This is a genomic window from Saccharothrix deserti (assembly GCF_009769385.1).
In the GTDB taxonomy this organism is placed as follows: domain Bacteria; phylum Actinomycetota; class Actinomycetes; order Mycobacteriales; family Pseudonocardiaceae; genus Actinosynnema; species Actinosynnema deserti.
In genome coordinates, this window is sequence record NZ_VKAB01000011.1 from 233627 (window position 1) to 253514 (window position 19888).

Below are 19888 nucleotides of genomic sequence, written 5' to 3' on the forward strand. Positions count from 1 at the left end.
TTAGGCACGGTCGAACCACCTGATCCGGGCGGACACGACGGCGGCCAACGCCACCAGCACCGCCGCCTGCGCCGCCGTGCCGTAGGCCCAGTCCTGACCGTGACCCAGCACGCGGCCCGTCACGCTCACCCCCGTCGCCACCGCCATACCGCCGAACGCGAGCACCATCGACACCGCCCGCCTCCGCCGCGGCACCAGGCTGCGCAGGAACAGGCACGCCAGCAACGCCACCAATCCCGCCATGCCGCCCAGCACGACGAGCAGCGCGGCCAACACCCACGGCACCCACCGACCGTCAGCCGGTCTGGTGCTGAGCACGGGCCGTCGCACCGCCCCGGCCGAGTGCCGCCGTGAGGGCAGCAGAGCCGCACCCAACAGCAGCACCACGGCCAGCGCGCCGATCAACAGCCTGGTCCGGTACGACTGGTCCGGGTGGAACTCCAACACCACCGTCACCGGCCCGGACGGCAGCCGCCACGCCTGCTGCCACCCGTCGACCCGCGTCCGCGGCAACGGCTGACCAGACACGGTCGCCACCCAGCCGTCGTTGGCGTTCTCCGGCACCGCGAGCACCGCGGCCGGCCCGTCCGCCACCCGCACCTCCCGGTGCGCCGCCGTCCACGACACCACGTCGACCACCCGCGACCGGGGCTGGACCTCGGGCGCGCCGACCTGCCGCAACCACACGTCCTGCACCAGGAAGTCCGCCGTCCGACCGGTCCGCAACTCGTGCTCGCCCGCCGGCAACTCCAGACCCTCGGCCAAGTCGGGGCACGTCGTCAGCCGCAACGGCCGGTGCTCGACCACGTCACCGACCGTGCCGGACACCGACGTCTCGTAGGAGATCCCGTCCACCCGCACCGCCGGACCCCGGCCGCACGGCACGACCACCGCCGTGTTCCGGTCGACGGCGGGGAACGGCACGCCGTCCAGCACCAGGTCGCTGATCCCCGGTGGCCCGTCCGAGCCGGGCACGACCTTCGTCACCGTGATCTCCAGCCGGTCGGTCGTCCCGGCGAACGGCACCACTCCGTCCGGCCCCACCGCCCGCCGCACCGTGCCCGCCGCCGTCGTGATGTCCACTTCGGACGGTGTGCTCGCACCCGAACCGGCCGCGGTGGCGAGCCGGAGCCCGCCGATGTCGCGCGGCCGGTCCCACGCCAACCGCAGCACCGGCCGCTGATCGGTGTGATCGGCGATCCACGTGGTGGCAGGGTCGCCATCGATCGCACCCAACGCCGCCGCGCCCGGATCGCCCGCCAACTGCGTGGACGCCGACACGGTGAGCCCCGGCAACACCAGCGGGGGAGACGCGCCACCGGCCGGCAGCACCGTGCCCGTCATGCCGTACGTCGCGGGTGTGGTCGTGCGGAACAGCCGGTGCAGGCCCTGCGGCTCCTCACCGAACCGGGCCAGTGAGGCGTCGCACCGCACCGCCTCGCCCACTCGCAGGCACGCGTACCGGGGCTGCGGTCCCCTGGTGAACGCGAATGCCGTCCGCTGCCCCGGCGCGGGCTCCACGTCGAGAGGCACGCGGAGCGCGCGCTCCGGCTCGACACCGGGCACGGACAGCTCCGCGATGCCCACGTTGCCCGTCACCCGACCGGCCGCCACCGCCAGCACCGTCACCCTGACCCGCCCGGTCAACCCCGCGACCACCGGGAACCGCTGCTCACCCGCCCCGCGGGCCACCTCGTGCTCGACCTCGCCCGCGTCGGTGGTGATCCGCACCCGGCTCACCGGCCACCCCACCCGCCGGTCGTCCACCACCCGCAACCCGACCTCGGTCACCACGCGTGGGGTGTCCAGCGCGAGTTCCAGCCACTGCCCGACCGGCCCCTCGACGGTGGACGACTGCCACGCCGTGTACGGGTCGCCGTCCAGCGCGGCGAACGGCATCGACGCCAGGTCCGAACCGCGCACCGAGTCGGCGAACGCGGCCGACGACGACGCCGTGATCCCGCGGATACCCCGGTGCACCGCGACCGTCCGGTGCTCGACACCGTCGAACGGCAGCACGTCCAGCGCGGGCCGCACCTGCCGGGGCGGTTCGTCGGCGGTCAACGTCTGCCCGAGGTTGTCCCGCATCCGGCCCACGTTGCGCTCCCGGTTGCGCAGACCGTCGGTGACCAGCCAGTCCGCGCCCTCCGGCGCGCCGCCGTCACCCGCGAGCACGGTCGGGCGGCGTGGGTCGAGCAGACCGGAGTCCAACAGCGGCAGCAACGACTCCGGCCCGCCGCTCACCGTGGCGACGTCCTCCAACGCCACCGCCGTGGCCTGCGGCACCTCCCGGTCCACGCGGTAGACCTCGATCGCGGGGACGTCGCTCAACCCGGCGTCCACCTGCGCCGACGACGACACACCCGGCCCGAACTCCGCGACCCTGGTCAAGCCGGGGGAGCGGGCCAACGCCTCCCGCAGCACCGCCACCGGCGGCACGTCCGAGCGCTCGACGTCGTTGCGCAGCAGCAGGAACCGGTGCCCCGAACGGGCCAGGAAATCGGCCAGACCGGGCGCGCCCCGACCGTCGGCCAAGGCGTCCTCCACGGCGTCCATCAGCCGCGTGTTGCCCTCCGAACCGAGCGGGATCTGGCTGCGCAACGCCCACGGCGACCGGGCCAACGACTGCACCGGCTCGTCGATCGGCCGACCCCACGTGTACTCGGCGAACCCGGTGCCCGGCACGAGCAGCGTCCGACCGTGCGCGTCGGCGTCGGCGTCGGTGCTCGCGTCGGCATCGGCAAGCCACGCGGTGGCCTCCCGCCAGTGCTCCGGGATCTCGTCCCACCCCGGTCCGGGCCGCAACGTCAGCAGCCACGCGGGCGCGGCGGCCACCAGCACCAACAACGCCCCGACCGCCCACCGCAGCCGCGTCGCGCGCACCGGCGAGCTTGTTGGATTGCCGCTCCTACGCAGCCTGCCGGTGATGGCGTGGCTGAGCGCCAAAGCCAACGGCAGCCGCAAGCCCGGTTCGAACTTGTGCACGTTGCGCAGTGGCGCCAGCGGGCCGTCGAGCAGACCGCGCACCACCTCCGACAGCGGGCTGTCCAACACGCCGACGTACCCGATGGTCAACAGCACCGCGCCGGTGACCACGCCCAACGTCAGGAACAGCCGTTCAGGCAGACCCGCGCGGGCCAGGCCCGCCAACGCGACCGCCGCCAGCAGACCGGTGGCGGCCATCAGCACCGGGTTGTCCACCAGCAGGAACCCGGCGGGCCACCACGGCGTGCCCTGCACGACGTAGGCGACCCACTGGTTCGTGCCGCGCAGCACCTGGAACAGCGAGGTCGGCGAGGTGGTGTTGGTGGCCGACTCGACGTAGTCCACGAACGGCAGGCTGTACTGGCCGAGCAGCACCAGCGGCAGCACCCACCACAGCACCGCGGCCGTCACCGCCGCGCACCACCACGCCACCAGCCGCGCGTGCGCCCACGTCCACCGCCGGGTCAGCAGCCACAGCCCCGGCAGCACCAGGGCCATCACCACCACGGCCCCGTTCACCCCGCCCATGCCCAGCACCGCGACCGCGGACAGGCAGGCCGCCTTGCGCGGTCCGAGCTTCTGCGCCCTGATCAGCGGCAGCAGCACCCACGGCAGCATCACCGCGGCCAGGGTCTCGGCGGTCAACGGGCCGATCTCGGTCAGCATCCGGGGCGCGAGGGCGTAGGCCAGCGCGCCGACGTGCCGGGTCGGGTCCGTGCCGACGCGCAGCGCCCGTGCCACCATCAGCGCACCGCCGTAGGCCAGGCACAACAGCAGCGCGCACCACAGCCGTTGCGTCACCCACGGCGGCAGGCCGGCCAGGTCGCCGAGGACGAAGAACGGGCCCATCGGGAACAGGTAGCCGTACGCCTGGTTCTGCAGCTCACCGCCGCTGGCCGCCGGGTTCCACAGGTGCAGCGCGCGGCCCAGGAACGCCAGCGGGTCGACGACCAGGTCCAGCTTCGTGTCGAACGTGGTGCGGCCGGGCAGTTGCAGGAACGACAGGACGACCAGCGCGGCGACGACCCACGGGGTCACGCGGACTTGTCCACAGGGGCGGCCCGAAGGCCTGTCGCCGTCGGTGCGTCGTGGCATGATCAAAAACAGGGATCCCCTGGGCGGGGACCCCTGCGGAGCCGTGGACGACTTGCCGGTCCCGATGGTCAACGCTCCCCGGCGAGCTTGCGGATCACGTACCGCGAGTACACCCAGTGCGTCGCCGGCTCACGCGTGGTCGAGGTGTCCACCACCTCACCGCCGTGCGCCCGCACCACTTCGCGCAACCGCGCCGCCGGTACCGCGGTCATCAGCATCGGTGCGGGGTAGCCGAGCAGCACGCGCTGCGCCAACCGCACGACCGGACGCGGCGCGACCCGCCACACCACGCCCTTCACCGTCCACATCGGACGAGTCGTGCACTGCACCAGGGCGACCGCGCCGGGCCGCAGCACGCGGACGAACTCCGCCAGGTAGCCGGCGGTCACCCGCCACGGCAGGTGTTGCAGCACCAGTTCGGAGTACACCAGGTCGAAGCTGCCGCTGGGGAACACGTGCAGGTCGGGCGCCTCGTTCAGGACGAACCGGCACGTCCCACCGCCGTTGTCCGACCGCCGAGCCCCGCCACCGTTGTCTGACCGCCAGGCCCCGCCGCCGTTGTCCGACCGCCAGGCCCCGCCACCGTTGTCCGACCGCCAGGCCCCGCCACCGTTGTCCGATTGTCGGCTCCGCCGACGGTGGTCCAGCGCACGCGCGGTCTCCAGCATCGGCACCGACACGTCCACACCGACGACCTCGTCGGAGAACTCCGCCAACGCCTGCGACAACCGGCCCGCGCCGCACCCGAAGTCCAGCACCCGCTCCCACTCGGTCGGCAGACCCAGCGCGGCCAGCCACTCCCGGGCCCGCGCCACGTCCCGCCGCCCCTGCGCCAGGAACTCGTCGACGTCCCACCGCCCGCCGCGCTTGTCGGGCGCCACGCTCACCGCCCACAGCGGGTCCCGCGCGCCGAGCGTGGTCCAGTCCCGGCGAACCTGGTCGAAGTCCACTCGCGCCTCTCCCGTGACAGCCTTGGTCGGCAAACCTAATCGCGTCGGCGTTGGCACTGGTCACAGAAGGTTTTGTGCGCGCGGACAAAAGGCGTGCGGCTACCGTGCCCCTCGGCCCTTCACGCACTCGGGAGGCACGCTTGCGCCGACGCAGGCCGGCGATCGTGTTCGGTGTGCTGCTGGTGCTCGCCGTCGCGGTGTGGGTCGGCTACCCGCACCTGCGGTTCTCCTCCGCCGACTGCACCCGCACGCTCGACGTCACCGCCGCACCCGAGATCGCGCCGGTCGTCGACGAGGCGGCCCGACGGCTGGCCGACCCGTGCCTGCGCGTCGTGGTGACCAGCGCGGAGTCCGCCCGGACCGGCGACGCCTTGGCGGACCCGGGCGCCGATCATCCGGACGTGTGGATTCCCGAGTCCACCGTGTGGTTGCAGCGCACCCAGGCCAGGCGGGCGTGGGAACTGCCGGTGGGCGGCACGTCCATCGCCTCGTCACCGGTCGTGCTGGGTGTGACCGAGCAGGCCGCCCGCACGCTCGGCTGGCCCGGTGAACCCCTGACCTGGGCGAAGGTGCTCGACCTGCGAGTCGGACTGCCCGACCCGGCACGTGATCCGGTGGGGCTGTCCGCCGTGCTCGGCGTGCGTCGACTGCCCACCGCGACCGCCGCCCTGCGCCGGTTGTCCGCCGACACCGAGGAACGGGTGGCCGACCTGATGGCCAGGGTCGACGGCCCCGAACCGCTGGCCGCGTTCCCCGTGTCCGAGCAGGCCCTGTTGCGGCACAACGGGTTGGTGGCCGCCTACGCCGACCCTCCCGTGCCGCCGCTCGACTACCCGTTCACCGTGATGCCCCGATCGGGGGAGCGCGACGCCGCCCAACGGCTGCTCGCCGAACTCCTCGACCCCCGCACCGCGCCCGCGTTGACCGAACACGGCCTCCGTCGGCCGGACGGCAGCGCCGGTCCCGACTCGGAGCGGACCACCTCGGAGCGGACCACCGCCGCCACCGTGCCGCCGGTCGCCGTGCCCGACACCGACGTGGCCGACGAGATGCTGAACCAGTGGGCGACGATCAACCTCAGCGGCCGCCTCCAGATCCTGCTCGACGTGTCAGGATCGATGGGCCAACCGGTGCCCGGCACCGGCCTCAACCGGATGGCGGTCACGCTCAAGGCCACCGAAGCGGGCTTCGACCTGGTCAAACCCACCACCAAAGTGGGCATCTCGCTGTTCTCCACGAAGTTGGACGGCGACCGCGACCACCGCGAGCTGCTGCCCGCCCGGACCGTGGCCGAGCACCTGTCGGGTGATTCGCTGACCAAGCTGCGCGCGGTGCGGGCCATCGAGGGCGGCGCGACCGGCCTGTACGACAGCGTGCTGGCCACCTACCGGGCGGCCAGGCAGAACTGGGAGCCGGGCCGGTTGAACGTGGTCGTGGTGATGACCGACGGCCGCAACGAGGACGCCGACAGCATCACGTCGGACGCCCTGCTGGCCGAACTGCGCACCCTCCAGGACCCGCGCCGCCCCCTGCCGCTCGTGGGTCTGGGCATCGGGCCCGACGCCGACCTGGACGAGTTGACCGCGATCGCCACCGCCACCGGCGGCCGCGCGTTCACCACGCCCGACCCGGCCGCGATCGACGGCATCTTCTACACCGCGTTGAGCGGGATGCTCTGCCAACCACCGCTGTGCAAACCGTGAATCGCATTTCCGTCCGCGCTGATGCGAATACCTTTCCGCGCCTTTAGGTTAGGCTCGCCTCAATGGTTTCGTGTTGCGGCCCACGGTGGTCGGTGGCAACGTCCCAGGCACCGAAGCTGATGCCGGAGGAGAAGGTCATGACCACCGTGGAAATGCCGCACGTCGCCTCGTGCACCGTCACGGGTTGTTCGTACAACCACGACGGTTGTCACGCTTTCGCGATCACCGTGAGCGGGCACGACGGCGCCGCCGACTGCGGAACGTTCATCCCCCTGGCCCGCAAGGGTGGTCTGGAGAAGGTCATCGCACAGGTCGGCGCGTGCTCGCGCACGGACTGCATCTACAACTCCGACCTGGAGTGCACCGCCGCGGACGTGCGCGTCGGCCCCGGCGAGGGCGGCCACGCCGCCAACTGCCTCACCTACACCAGGGCCTAGGCGGGAACACCGCGCGGTCGAACTGAATAGGCTGGCCGGGTGGAGTACGTCAAGCTCGGATCGAGCGGCCTGGAAGTCTCGCGCTTGTGCCTCGGCTGCATGAGCTACGGAGTTCCCGACCGCGGCCCCCACCCGTGGACCCTGGACGAGGACGCCGCCCGGCCGATGCTCCGGCAGGCCGTGGAAGCGGGCGTCACCTTCTTCGACACCGCCAACGTCTACTCCGACGGCACCAGCGAGGAGATCGTCGGACGCGCACTGGCCGATTTCGCCCGGCGCGACGAGATCGTGCTGGCCACCAAGGTCAGCGGCCGGATGCGGTCGGGCCCCAACGGCGCGGGCCTGTCCCGCCGGGCGATCATGACCGAGATCGACAACAGCCTGCGCCGCCTCGGCGTCGACCACGTGGACCTCTACCAGATCCACCGCTGGGACGCGTCGACCCCGATCGAGGAGACGATGGAGGCGCTGCACGACGTGGTGAAGGCGGGCAAGGCGCGCTACCTCGGCGCCTCGTCCATGTACGCGTGGCAGTTCGCCAAGGCCCAGCACGCCGCCGAGCGCAACGGCTGGACGCGGTTCACCAGCATGCAGAACCACTACAACCTCCTCTACCGCGAGGAGGAGCGGGAAATGCTGCCGCTGTGCGCCGACCAGGGCGTCGGCGTCATCCCGTGGAGCCCCCTCGCCCGCGGCAAGCTGACCCGCGACTGGGACGAGAGCACCGCCCGCCAGGAGACCGACTCGTTCGGCCGCACCCTCTACCAGCCGGACGACAAGCGGATCGTGGACGCGGTGGCGACCGTCGCCGGGGAACGCGGCGTGCCACGGGCGCAGGTGGCGCTGGCCTGGGTGGCGTCCCGGCCCGGCGTCACCGCCCCGATCGTCGGCACCACCAAGCCCCACCACCTGGACGACGCCGTGGCCGCCCTGGAACTGGAGCTGACCGCGGACGAGGTCCGGCGGCTGGAGGAGCCCTACACCGCGCGCCCGATCAGCGGCCACTGAGGCCCTGAACCGCTGAACGCCGACGGGGGCCGTCCGGGAACGAGCCCGGACGGCCCCCGCTGTTCTACAAGCCGGTCAGACGCCCGGCCCGGTGTCGTGGCGGCCTCGGAACGGCTGCCGCCGGCCGGTCAGCACCCCTCACCCTGACCGACCGGCGGCGCGCCGGACGGCGTCTCAGCGCCGCCGGGGGTGGTGCCGTGCCACCACGAGCGCGGCGGCGACCAGCACCAGGTTCTTCAGCACGAACTCACCGGTGACGCTGAGCAGCAGCGGGTTGCCGTCCTGGAACGCCACCCCCGGCTGCACCACCAGCACGAGGAAAGTGCCGAGCAGGTGCGCCACCGTCACCGCCGCCACCAGCCTCACCCGGATCGCCACGATCAGCGCCATGCCCGCCAGCACCTCGAACACGCCGATCACCGGCACGAACCAGGACGCGGGCAGGAACGGCACGGTGTCCGCGACGAGTTCGCGCACCGGCGACGTGCCGGCGACCTTCAACACGCCGAACCACACGAACACCACGCCCAGGGCGATCCGCAGCAGCGGCACGCTCCGGTCGAGCACGCCGTCCACCGCGCGTGACAGCCGTACCCGAAACGACCCGGCACGCGGTAACGACGCCGCGCGGTCCACGTCCGGTGGTCTGGTCAGCTCCTGGCTCATCCCTCATCCCCCTCATCGGTCACCGGACCGGCGGGCGGCCGTGAGCGTGTCGCCCAACGTCCGCAACTGCTCGTCGGTCCGCAGCACCTGCTCGGCGACCACGTCGAGCGCCCGGTCGAGGTGCGGGCGCACCGCCGTGGTCCAGTCGAGGTCCCCGGCCCGCTCGCGGGCCTCCTCGGTCGGCTCCGGGAACGCCGTGGCGACCGCGTACACCGCCGCGCCGAGCACCGCGTCCAGCACCAGCTCCGGCAGCAGGGACATCACCAGGTTCGGCAGGTGCCCCGCCTGCTCGTCACCGGACCGCGGCTGCCACGGGTCGAGGTGCGGTCGCACCGTCTCCCACAGGCCCGGGTCGACCGCGCCCACGCCGTACCGCCCGGCCCACTGCAGCGTGTCCGCCCTGGTCACGGTGGCCGCCAGCACCTCACGGGCCTCCGCGCCGATCCGCAGCAGCTCCGCCAGGTCCAGGTCCTCCGGGCCACCCATCAGCGCCGGCCGCAGGTCCATCGACACCCGGTGGTGCCAGCGCGTCGCCCACACCGCACGCCACCACATGGCCTCCTGCGCGGTCGGCCGGGACAGCCACACCGCGATGTTGCGGTAGTAGGCCTTGATCTCCTCGTACGCGGCCCGGCCCGCCTCCGACGCGGCGAACCCCACGCTCTTCACCGGGTCCTGCGGCACCGTGGGGTCGCCCACCAGGTTGACGTTGAAGAAGTGGTGCCACGTGGCGTCGACCGACACCCGGCCCACGCCCACCTGGTGCCCGTCGTACGCGCCGATCGCGCCGAACGTCGCCGCGCTCAGCCGGCCCTTTCGCGGGTCGCGGTCCGCGGGCCGGGCGTTGATCGTGGACCACGCCACGACCTCCGGCGCGAGACCCGCCGGGTACTCGGTGATCTCGTAGCCGTCGAAGGGGAACGACGCGGTCAGGTCGTCCGGGACGTAGCACTCGCCCTCGTGCGGGTGGTCGGGCAGCACGCGGATCGTGCCGCGCGGCCCGCACAGCAGCGGGTGCGGGTAGGCCTGGTGCGCCCACCTCGGCGAGTCCGACGTGGCGTACATCCGGGGCGTGACGACCTGCGGGATGTCGTCGGACTGGTCGTTGAGCTGGAACAGCGGGTCGTGGCCTTCGGACAGCGTGTCGTTGCGGTCCGGCCCGTCGATGGACGGCGCGACCGGCTCGCCGTTCGGGCCGGGGTCGGGCCAGTGCCACTTGCGCATGTTCCGCACCCGCGGCACCGCACCGGCCATCGACACGCCCAGGTCCTCGTGGTCGCCGGTGGCGAACACGCCGCCACCGCCGTCCATGAACTCCGCGATCGCTCGGAGCTCGGTCTCCTCCAACGGCGGCCGGGAGCTGCGGGCCACCGCGAACAGCCAGATCTGGTCGTACTGCGCCAGGTCGTGCCGGTCGAAGCGGAACGCCGGGATCTCGGCCGACAACGCGGGCAGGTTGCTCTCGCGGTGCGCCTTGGTCACCTCGAACCGGACCCACGGGCCGGGCGGTGTCTCCAGCACGTCCACGAGCGTGGCCAGGCCGAAATCCGCCCGGTCGAAGCTCGCCTCGCCGTCGGTGACCATCAGGATGCGGACCAGTCGCGGCTCGGGCAGGACCGATGTGTTCGGCACGGGTGCTCCCTCTCGGTTCACGGTTCGGTTCTCGGTTTCGTTCACGGCTTCGCTCACGGGACGATCCCTTCGATCTCGACCAGCAGGTCCGGACGGCAGACGTCGACGGTGAACACGGCGACGTCCACACGCCGGGAGAACTCGTCGCGGCACAGCCGCGTCACGGTCGGCACGTCCTCGGGGCGCTTGACGTAGACCTTGATCGCGCGGAGGTCGTCCAGCGCGTAGCCGCCGTCGATGCCGTGCCGGGCAAGGTTGTCCGCGCCGATGAGGGCGGCGATGTTGGCCAGCGTCACCTGGCACTGGCGGACCACGTCGCCGGGGCTGACGGTGGCGTGGTCGAGGATGCTCGCGGTGCCCGACACGTAGAGCGTGCCGCGGTCCCGGCCCGGTTCCGGCGCCAGGTACGTGCCCCGCGCGAAGCTCGGCGGCCTCGGCCCGTACTGCCGCGGGTACTCGTGCGCGGGCACCTGCAACGGGTTCTCCAGGTGCACGGCCGCACGCGACCGGTGCGCCAGGAAGTAGAACGAGACGCCACCGCCCAGCGCGCCGATGCCGGTGGACGCGGGCATGTCGTGGCCGCGCTCGTCGAACGCCCGCCCGCGGCCGACGCAGAAGTCCGCGTACACCTCGGTGCCGTACGCGCTGCGGTCGGTGATGCCGTCGATCATGTTCCACATCCGGAACACGTTCCGGTACCCCAGGCGCTCGACCAGGTCGAACGCCGCCAGGTACGCCTCGCGTGTGGCGTCACCGCAGTCGGCCGACGGGCTTATATGGCCCGCGCAGAACAACACCTCGCCGTCGTGCGCGTAGTGCAGCCCCCGGTATTCGCCGGTCTCCACCGGCCGGTCCTCCGTGGACCAGACCTCCACCATCTCCGGCTCACCCGGCCGCACCATGTGCAGCGGGAGGACCGGGCGGCCGTGCTCCCACCGCGGCGGACCGGCCCTGGTCGTGTAGCGGACGGCGCCCAGCACGGTGTGCCCGGTCAGCTCCGCGAAGTCCTCCGCCGTCCGGAACGAACACGGCGGTTTCGCGATCACTTTGGTGCGCATGGTTTTCTCCCCCTCAGGATTGGACGGAACGCCACGCCGCGACCACGGCGAGCGCCTGTCCGGGATTGAGCCGCGGGTCGCAGAGGCTCGTGTAGGAGCCGGTCGGGAAGTCGTCCCAGCCGCACTCGCCGACCTCGTCCGGCGTGGTCTCCAGGTGCAGGCCGCCCGCCACGCCACCGGCCGCGGGCACGGTGGCCAGGAAGTCCGCCACCTCGCGGACGACCGTGTCGACCAGCCGGGTCTTGCGGCCGTCGGCGGCGGTGACCGTGTTGCCGTGCAGCGGATCGCACAGCCACACCACCGGGTGGCCGGCCTTGCGGACCGCGTCGACCAGCGTCGGCAGCAGTTCGGACACCCGGTCCGCGCCGAGCCGGGCGATCAGCGTCAGCCGACCCGGTTCGCGTTCCGGGTCGAGCCGGTCGCACAACGCCGGCAGCTCGTCGGGCCCGATACCGGGGCCGACCTTGCACGCCACCGGGTTCGCCACCGACGCGAGCAACCGGACGTGCGCGCCGTCGACGTCCCGGGTGCGGTCACCGATCCACGGCCAGTGCGTCGAGGTGAGCAGCGGGACACCCCGGCAGTCGAGGCGCACCAGCGGCAGCTCGTAGTCCAGGACCAGCGCCTCATGGCTCGTCCACACGCCGGGCCGGTGGTGGCGCAGGAACTCCGTCGCCGCCTGCGCCGCGTGGTAACCCGCGATCAACCGCGCCGGATCGGCCTCGCGCGCCCGGAAGTCCGGCTGAGGCGCGTTGACCAGGTCGCCCCGGTACACCGGCAGCTCCACCCCGTCGACCACCTCGGTCGGCCGCGACCGCGGCTTGGCGAACTGCCCGGCCAGCCGGCCGACCCGCACCACCGGCAGGTCGCGGTTCAGCGCCGCGGCGAGCCGGTCGAGCAGGGCCGCCTTGCGGGACAGGTGGCGCGGCCCGCACTCGGCGAACGGCTCGGCGCAGTCACCGGCCTGCACGACCAGCCGCCGACCGGCCGCCACCTCGGCCAGCACCGACCGCAACGCCGCCACCTCGGCCGGCGTCACCAGGCCGTCCAGCCGCGCCAGCCGGGCCCGGAACGCCCGCGCCCGGCGGTCCGGCCACGGCGGCTGTTGAGCGGCGGGCAACGATTTCCAGGACGCCGTCTCCCATTCGGACAACGCCCGTGCGTGGCTTCGCGGAACGGGTTCCGTGGACACTTGGGCCTCCGTCGATCCGGTTTCGCCTTGCTGCTTTCGACGACAATGTTTCCGAATCGCACGGTGTCTTTCGTCGGTCCCCGGGTGGATTGGCCGGGTCCGCTTCCCCGTGCTGCGTCGCCCGATCGAGGTAAAACGCGAGGGGGACCGTCAAGCTCCGACGCGGGGTGGACGATAAGTCCGGAAGGGGGTGGTCCCATTGTTCCGGCGTGCGGGGAAAAGCGCGCCGAACGCGTGGATCGCGCGACAACGGGGAGGAAAAGTGTCCAGTTCCGACGAGCGTCTAGTGGTGTCCGTCCAGCAATACGGTTTCGAGGACAAACCCTGGGAAGGCCACCTGGCCACCGGGTTGCTGGTGGAGCCAGGCAGCGTGCTCGTGCCGGACGCGTCCAACGGCATCGCCGAGGCGACCGAGGGGATCGACCTCCTCGTGCTGCCGCTGCCGCTCGGGGAGAGCGGTCGCGTCGAACGGCTCGTCGCCGAGCAGGTGGTGTTCTCGTCCACGCTGCCCGACGGGCAGGGCACCCGGTTCGCACTGATCCGGATGGCGAACGACTCGCGGCACACGCCCACCGTCGAGGAGTTCACCGAGTGCCGGTTGACCGAGGCGCTCGAGCAGCACGGCGGCGACCTGTGGGCCGCGCTGGAGGCCCTGGGCGCCATTCCGGCCGGCACGCGTGACGCCATCACCCCGGAACTCCTGCGCCAGGTCCCGGCGGTCGAGGCCGAGCAGCGCAGGCCGGAGTTCGAGCAGCCCGGCGACGACCCGGGCGACGGTGGCCCGTGCGACATCCTCCCGCCGTGCAAGAAAGAGCCGGCCTGATGCTCAAGAGGGGACGGCCCCGGTGGTTGTCCCGCGCCACGGCGGTCGACGTCGCCCTGGCGGCGTCGGCCTCCGTGGTGGACGTGTTCCTGTTCTCCGCGGTGAGCAGCCGCCAGCCCACCGGCGCGGGGCTGTGGTTGTTCGCGGCCCTCGTCGCGGTCGGGTTCGCGGCCCTGCTCGTGCGGCGGGCGCATCCGGCGGCGGTGTTCGGGGTCGTCTGGGTGTGGGCGGTGCTCGTCACGCCGACGAGCGAGCTCGGGTTCCAGCCGACCGCCATCCCGTGCGTCGCGCTGTTCACCGTCGCGCTGCACAGCCGGGCGAAAGTGTCGGCCGGCGCGTTGCTCGCCTGCATCGTGCTCTCGGTGCTGGCCGGGTTGCGGGAGGCGGCGTCCCGGCCGCCCGAGGCGCGGGTGGTGGCCACTTACGTGGCCCTGGCGTTCTACCTGCTGCTGTACGGGTGCGTGTGGGCCGGCGGGCGGTGGGCCCGGTTGAGCCGGCAGCACGCCGAGGACCTGGAGTTCCGCCGCCGGGTCGAGGCGCAGGAGGCGGTGTTGTGCGAACGCGCGCGCATCGCGCGGGAACTGCACGACATCGTGGCGCACTCGGTGACGGTGATGGTGCTGCAGGCGGCGGGGGCGCGTCGGATGCTCGACAGCGACGCGGCGCGGGTGCGGCAGGCGTTGGGGCACATCGAGGGGGCCGGTGAACAGGCGATGGGTGAGCTGCGCAGGATGCTGACCGCGTTGCGGCTGAGCTACCCCGAGGACGCCGCGCCGGACGGTGCCACCGGTCGTCCGCAGCCCGGTCTGGGCGACGTCGACCACCTGGTCGGCACGATCGCGGCGGCGGGCGTGCGGGTGCACACGCGGGTCGAGGGCGAGCCGCGTCGGCTGGCGGCCAGTGTCGACCTCGCCGCGTACCGGGTGGTGCAGGAGGCGTTGACGAACGTGACCAAGCACGTCGGGCCGGGCGCGGAGGTGGACGTCCGGCTGGCGTGGGCGGATTTCGAGTTGACCGTCCAGGTCACCGACGACGGGCGCGGGCGGCGGGCGGAACGCGCGCTGTCCACCAACCACGGTCTGCTGGGGCTGCGTGAACGGCTGGCGATCGTGGGCGGGCGGTTGGAGGCGGATCCGTTGCCGGCCGGTGGTTTCCGGGTGACGGCCGTGCTGCCGGTCGCCGCTCCGGTGGGCGAGGTTGTCGGGGAGCGTCTGTGATCCGGGTGATGCTGGTGGACGACCAGCCGTTGGTGCGGGCGGGTCTCGCCATGCTGCTGGACGCCGAGCCGGACATCGAGGTGGTGGCGGAGGCGGACGAGGGCGCCGGTGCGGTGGCGCGTGCCGGCGAGCTGCACCCCGACGTGGTGCTGATGGACGTGCGGATGCCGGGCGTGGACGGGGTGGAGGCCACCCGGCGGATCATCGACGCCGACCCGGCGGGCGAGGACCACGCCACCAAGATCATCATCCTGACGACGTACAACGTGGACGAGGCCGTGTACGCGGCGCTGCGGGCCGGTGCGTCGGGATTCCTGCTGAAGGACGCGGTGCCGCGTGAGCTGGTCGACGCGGTGCGCACGGTCGCGTCCGGCGAGGCGTGGCTGGATCCGACCGTCGCGAAAGGACTGATCCGGGAGTTCGCCGCCCGGCCGCGCAACCAGATGCCGACGTCGGCGGAGCTGCGTGAGCTGACCGCGCGGGAACGTGAGGTGCTGGTGCTCGTGGCGCACGGGTTGTCGAACTCGGAGATCGCCGCGCACCTCGTGGTCGGCGAGGCGACGGTGAAGACGCACCTGGGGCGGATCCTGATGAAGCTCGGGCTGCGCGACCGTTCCCAGGCCATCGCCGCCGCGTACCACAGCGGTCTGGTCGCGCCGGGCAGTTGCCCGCCGCCGCCGGCCGGGCGAACCTCGTGAATCGCTCTCGTGAACGGCGGGTCGACGCGCTACCGTGAGTCGTGCGCATTCGTCCGCGCATTCGTCCGCGCATTCGTCCGCGCAGTGGACAGCGCCGTGCCGCAGCGACGAGCGTGAGGCTCGACCCGGCCACGGCGGAACTCATGCGGCTGGGTGCGTTGCTGGAGGTCGTGGTCCAGGCCGTGGCGTTGCAGGAGCGGGCCGAGGCGATCATCGTCGGCTGCGCGCAACCGGGCGACACGTCGTGGGAGATCGCCCGTAGCGGCCGTGTCGTCGCGGGCCAGTACAGCACGCTGTGCGGCTGGGCGGCGGACCTCGTGTGGCCGACCGACCGTCCCCCGCCGCCACAGCGGATCGTCGAACTCCTCCGCTACCACCTCGGCATGCTCGACACGGCCCTGAAACTGGCGTTCCCCCAATACCGCTCGGACCGCCTGGAACGCCGCCGCCTCTCAATGACCGGCCTGGGCGCCCCGGCCAATGAACTCCGCGAACTCGAAACCACCCTCCGCACCCGCATAACCGCCCTAGGCGGCACCCCCACCTAACCACCAGCCCCGTGTGTCCTACATCCAGAACGCGTGTGTCCTACGTTGGGAACGCGTGTGTCCTACGTTCGGAACGCGAGAGTCCTACGTTCGCGACCCCTGAATTCAACGCTCAGGTCCCGGCGCCCGGACGCGAACGTTGAACTCAGGGGTTCTGAACGTAGGACACACCTGTTCTGGAGGTAGGACACACGGGGTCTGGAGGTAGGACACTCGCGGGAGGTGGGGGGATGGGTAGGATCTGGTGGTGACGATCATCATTCCCGGCTTTGGCGAGCTGACGCCGGTGGACCACACGCCCGAGGGCGTGGCCTGCTGGAACACGACCGCCGCCGGGACGTCGGTCAGCGTGCTGGTGGAGGATCCCGCCACGCGCGACGACCTCGACCTCCTGTTCATCGGCTCCGTCCTCGAAGACCGCGAACGGCTGCTGACCAGCGCCCACCAGGCCGTGGCCGACCATCTGCGCGAGCACCCCGGTTACGGTCCGGACGCGGTTGGCGACCCCGAGTTCACCTTCCACCCGGGCCGCGACTGGCTGGTCCGGTTCGCCGACTGCCGCGTCCCCGGCCTCACCGAGTTGGGGATCGTGGTCGTGTTCAACGGCGCCGACGTGGTCGGGGTGGACGACCTGGCGGACGTCGACCTCGCGGACGACTGAGACCGGACCGTCGACACCGGGCCATCGTCGACGGGTGCCCCTTGCGGCGTGCCCGTAGCCTCTGCGGCATGCCGGGACCGAGAAGGCGATCCGCGCTGATCGCGAGGCTGGTCAGCGACCACCCGGGCAGCTCTCAGGGTGCGATCCTGGCCGAGTTGCGGCGGTGCCTGCTGGACGGTGGGGTGCCGCCGGGGTCGCCCATCCCGTTGGACGAGGTCGCGGCCGCGTTCGGGGTGAGCGTGATCCCGGTGCGGGAGGCGTTGAAGACGCTCATCGGTGAAGGACTGGTGGAGCACCGGCCGAACGCCGGCTACCGGGTCGCCATGCTGACCGCCCACGAGCTGCGCGAGATGTACCTCGTGCGCGGTGTGCTGGAGACGGCGGCGCTGAACGCCGCGGTGGCGTCCGCGACCCCTGAAGACGACGACAACGCGCGTGCGGCACACCGTGCGCTCGAAGACGCCGTGACGGCCGGTGACGCGCGGGCGTACCACCGCGAGAGCAGGCGGTTCCACATGGCGCTGGTGCGGCCGTGCGGGATGCGCCGGCTGCTCGGTATGTTCGAGTCCGCCTGGAACATCACCGAGCCGTTGCAGCCGATGGCGCACGTCGCCGCGACCGACCGCGCCCGGCTGCACCTGGACCACGGCGTGATGCTGGCGGCGTTCCTGGCCAGGGACGCGGACGCCCTGGTCGCCGCCGCACGCGCGCACCACGGCGTGCTGCAATCCTCACTGGAGGCGTTGCCGCTGGACACCGGTCTTTTCGCGGATCCCGGAAATATATGATCGGCGTGACTGCGGCGTAACAGCCCCCTCCTACTTTTGCCTGAACAGCCAGACGGGCCGGATAGCCCGACCAGGCCAAGTCAGGAGCACCATGACCGAAACGCTGCCGGTCGCGGCCACAACCGAGCCGACGACGACCAAGCCGGGGTACGACCCGCGCCTCACCAACGACGACCTCGCTCCGCTCACCGAGCAGAAGTGGGGCGCGTACAACATCTTCGCGTTCTGGATGTCCGATGTGCACAGCGTCGGCGGGTACGTCACGGCGGGCAGCCTGTTCATGCTGGGGATGAGCAGCTGGCAGGTCCTGGTGGCGTTGCTCGTCGGCATCGGGATCGTCCAGCTGTTCTGCAACCTCGTCGCCAAGCCCAGCCAGGTCACCGGCGTGCCCTACCCGGTCATCTGCCGCAGCGTGTTCGGCGTGAAGGGCGCGAACGTCCCGGCGGTCATCCGCGGGCTGATCGCGGTCGCCTGGTACGGCATCCAGACCTACCTGGCGTCGGCCGCGTTGAACATCGTGCTGCTCAAGCTGTTCTCCGGCCTGACGCCGTACGCGGACGTGCAGCAGTACGGCTTCCTCGGGCTGTCCGCGCTCGGCTGGTTCTCCTTCGCCGTGCTGTGGGTCGTGCAGGCCGCCGTGTTCTGGACCGGCATGGAGAGCATCCGGCGGTTCATCGACTTCTGCGGGCCCGCCGTGTACGTGGTGATGTTCGTGCTCGCCGGCTACCTGATCTACCGGGCGGGCTGGGGCGCGATCGACCTGACGCTCGGTGACGTGAAGTACACCGGGTTCGCGTCCGTGCCGGTGATGCTCGGCGCGATCGCGCTGGTCGTGTCGTACTTCTCCGGGCCGATGCTCAACTTCGGCGACTTCTCCCGCTACGGCAAGTCGTTCGCCGCGGTCAAGCGGGGCAACCTGCTCGGGCTGCCGGTGAACTTCCTGGTGTTCTCGCTGCTGGTGGTGATCACCGCGTCGCTGACCGTGCCGGTATTCGGCGAGCTGATCACGGACCCGGTCTCGACGGTCGCCCGGATCGACACGACGTTCGCCATCGTGCTCGGCGCGTTGACCTTCACCATCGCCACCATCGGCATCAACATCGTGGCGAACTTCATCTCGCCCGCGTTCGACTTCTCCAACGTGAGCCCGCAGCGGATCAGCTGGCGCGCGGGCGGCATGATCGCGGCGGTCGGCTCGGTGCTGATCACCCCGTGGAACCTCTACAACAGCCCGGAGATCATCCACTACACGCTGGAGGTGCTGGGCGCGTTCATCGGGCCGCTGTTCGGCGTGCTCATCGCCGGGCACTACCTGGTGGCGAAGCAGAAGGTGACGGTGGACGACCTGTTCACCATGTCCACCAGCGGCCGGTACTGGTTCCGCAACGGCTACAACCCGGCCGCGATCGTGGCCACGGCGGCCGGCGCGGTCGTCGCGGTGATCCCGGTGCTGTGGAGCGATGGACCGGGGATGAAGGCCACGGCCCAGTACAGCTGGTTCATCGGCATGGCGGTCGGCCTCGTGCTCTACACCGTCCTCGCGCCGAGGGCCGCCCGCACGTCCGAGGACGCCGAGACGTCGGCCGAGACGTCGTGAGGATGCCGTGAAGATCAAGCTCGTCAACCCCAACACCAGTGCGGAGATGACTGCGGCGATCGGCCTGGCCGCACGGGAGGTCGCCGCGCCGACCACGGTGGTCGACGCGGTGAACCCCGCCATGGGGCCCGCGTCGGTGGAGAGCCACTACGACGAGGCGTTGAGCGTGCCGGGCCTGCTCGCCGAGATCGCCGCCGGCGAGCGGGCCGGGTTCGACGGGTACGTCATCGCCTGCTTCGGCGACCCGGGCCTGGACGCCGCGCGCGAACTGGCCCGGGGACCGGTGGTCGGTATCGCGGAGGCCGCCATGCGCACGGCCACCCACCTCGGGCGGGGCTTCAGCGTCGTCACCACGCTCGCCCGCACCCGCGGGCGGGCGTGGGACCTGGTGGAGCGCTACGGCGTCACCCGGTTCTGCCGGAGCGTGCACGCGTGCGACATCCCGCCGCTCGACCTCCACGGCGACGCCGCGACCAAGACGATCATCGAGGCCTGTCACGCCGCCGCGGCGGAGGACGGGGTCGACGCGATCGTGCTGGGCTGTGCCGGGATGGCGGACCTGCGTGCCGCCGTCTTGGCGGAGGTCGGGTTGCCGGTGGTCGACGGCGTGCAGGCGGCGACCCTGCTGGTGGAGTCGTTGGTGACGATGGGGCTGCGCACCGGGGACCGGTCGGAGTTCGCGCCGCCGCCACCGAAACCGTTCACCGGGATGCTCCGGGACTTCGGCACGGGGTGAGCGCGGCTGCGTGCGCCGCATTGCCAGGCGGGCGGTGGCTGTGCTGTCATCGGGGTCACCGCCGCGTGGAAAGCGTTTTCCGCGAAAGGGAGAA

The 19888-nt window shown here is 72.0% G+C and carries 17 protein-coding genes; 11 read left to right on the top strand and 6 right to left on the bottom strand.

Annotated features, from left to right (window positions below; genetic code table 11):
• Positions 1 to 4023, bottom strand: a complete 4023-nt coding sequence (locus FM051_RS20700; RefSeq protein WP_238412523.1) for an alpha-(1->3)-arabinofuranosyltransferase domain-containing protein — start codon at positions 4021 to 4023, stop codon at positions 1 to 3.
• Positions 4024 to 4148: 125 nt separating this feature from the next.
• Positions 4149 to 5030, bottom strand: a complete 882-nt coding sequence (locus FM051_RS20705) for a class I SAM-dependent methyltransferase (protein WP_158845817.1) — start codon at positions 5028 to 5030, stop codon at positions 4149 to 4151.
• A 140-nt stretch (positions 5031 to 5170) separates the two neighbouring features.
• Here FM051_RS20705 and FM051_RS20710 point away from each other — a divergent pair, with 140 nt between their 5' ends.
• The 3 genes from FM051_RS20710 (at position 5171) to FM051_RS20720 (ending at position 8178) form a co-directional block, all read left to right on the top strand.
• Positions 5171 to 6733, top strand: a complete 1563-nt coding sequence (locus FM051_RS20710) for a substrate-binding and VWA domain-containing protein (RefSeq protein WP_238412524.1) — start codon at positions 5171 to 5173, stop codon at positions 6731 to 6733.
• A gap of 137 nt (positions 6734 to 6870) precedes the next feature.
• Positions 6871 to 7170 carry a DUF1540 domain-containing protein gene (locus FM051_RS20715; protein ID WP_158845819.1) on the top strand — a complete coding sequence of 100 codons (300 nt, stop codon included), beginning with the start codon at positions 6871 to 6873 and terminating at the stop codon, positions 7168 to 7170.
• A gap of 39 nt (positions 7171 to 7209) precedes the next feature.
• The gene (locus FM051_RS20720; protein WP_158845822.1) at positions 7210 to 8178 is read left to right on the top strand and encodes an aldo/keto reductase; all 969 of its coding nucleotides are present in this window, start codon (positions 7210 to 7212) and stop codon (positions 8176 to 8178) included.
• Positions 8179 to 8352: 174 nt separating this feature from the next.
• On the opposite strand, the gene FM051_RS20725 is transcribed toward FM051_RS20720, so the two are convergent.
• The 4 genes from FM051_RS20725 to FM051_RS20740 are packed head-to-tail and all read right to left on the bottom strand — an operon-like array spanning position 8353 to position 12726.
• Complete coding sequence (locus FM051_RS20725; RefSeq protein WP_158845824.1) at positions 8353 to 8844, bottom strand: DoxX family protein; 492 nt, start codon at positions 8842 to 8844, stop codon at positions 8353 to 8355.
• Between the two features lie 12 nt (positions 8845 to 8856).
• Positions 8857 to 10476, bottom strand: coding sequence for an MDR/zinc-dependent alcohol dehydrogenase-like family protein (locus tag FM051_RS20730; RefSeq protein WP_158845826.1), 1620 nt, complete (start codon positions 10474 to 10476; stop codon positions 8857 to 8859).
• Positions 10477 to 10529: 53 nt separating this feature from the next.
• A complete protein-coding gene (locus FM051_RS20735; protein WP_158845828.1) occupies positions 10530 to 11534 on the bottom strand; it encodes an FkbO/Hyg5 family chorismatase in 1005 nt (334 codons plus the stop codon).
• 13 nt (positions 11535 to 11547) lie between these two features.
• Positions 11548 to 12726 carry a 3-deoxy-7-phosphoheptulonate synthase gene (locus FM051_RS20740; RefSeq protein ID WP_158845830.1) on the bottom strand — a complete coding sequence of 393 codons (1179 nt, stop codon included), beginning with the start codon at positions 12724 to 12726 and terminating at the stop codon, positions 11548 to 11550.
• A 289-nt stretch (positions 12727 to 13015) separates the two neighbouring features.
• Here FM051_RS20740 and FM051_RS20745 point away from each other — a divergent pair, with 289 nt between their 5' ends.
• The 8 genes from FM051_RS20745 (at position 13016) to FM051_RS20780 (ending at position 19794) form a co-directional block, all read left to right on the top strand.
• Positions 13016 to 13549, top strand: a complete 534-nt coding sequence (locus FM051_RS20745) for a hypothetical protein (protein WP_158845832.1) — start codon at positions 13016 to 13018, stop codon at positions 13547 to 13549.
• Positions 13528 to 14766, top strand: coding sequence for a sensor histidine kinase (locus FM051_RS20750; RefSeq protein ID WP_158845834.1), 1239 nt, complete (start codon positions 13528 to 13530; stop codon positions 14764 to 14766). Before FM051_RS20745 ends, FM051_RS20750 begins: the two co-directional genes overlap by 22 nt.
• Positions 14763 to 15464, top strand: a complete 702-nt coding sequence (locus FM051_RS20755; RefSeq protein ID WP_238412525.1) for a response regulator — start codon at positions 14763 to 14765, stop codon at positions 15462 to 15464. The genes FM051_RS20750 and FM051_RS20755 overlap by 4 nt, the downstream gene beginning before the upstream one ends.
• Positions 15465 to 15577: 113 nt before the next feature.
• Entirely contained in the window at positions 15578 to 16012 is a 435-nt protein-coding gene (locus FM051_RS20760; protein WP_158845836.1) for a hypothetical protein, read from the top strand.
• A gap of 247 nt (positions 16013 to 16259) precedes the next feature.
• Complete coding sequence (locus FM051_RS20765) at positions 16260 to 16673, top strand: hypothetical protein (protein ID WP_158845839.1); 414 nt, start codon at positions 16260 to 16262, stop codon at positions 16671 to 16673.
• A gap of 68 nt (positions 16674 to 16741) precedes the next feature.
• The gene (locus tag FM051_RS20770; RefSeq protein ID WP_158845842.1) at positions 16742 to 17461 is read left to right on the top strand and encodes a GntR family transcriptional regulator; all 720 of its coding nucleotides are present in this window, start codon (positions 16742 to 16744) and stop codon (positions 17459 to 17461) included.
• A gap of 91 nt (positions 17462 to 17552) precedes the next feature.
• Positions 17553 to 19058: an NCS1 family nucleobase:cation symporter-1 gene (locus FM051_RS20775; RefSeq protein WP_158845845.1), complete on the top strand. Its 1506-nt coding sequence runs from the start codon at positions 17553 to 17555 to the stop codon at positions 19056 to 19058.
• A gap of 7 nt (positions 19059 to 19065) precedes the next feature.
• A complete protein-coding gene (locus FM051_RS20780; RefSeq protein WP_158845848.1) occupies positions 19066 to 19794 on the top strand; it encodes an aspartate/glutamate racemase family protein in 729 nt (242 codons plus the stop codon).
• The last annotated feature ends 94 nt before the right edge of the window (positions 19795 to 19888 follow it).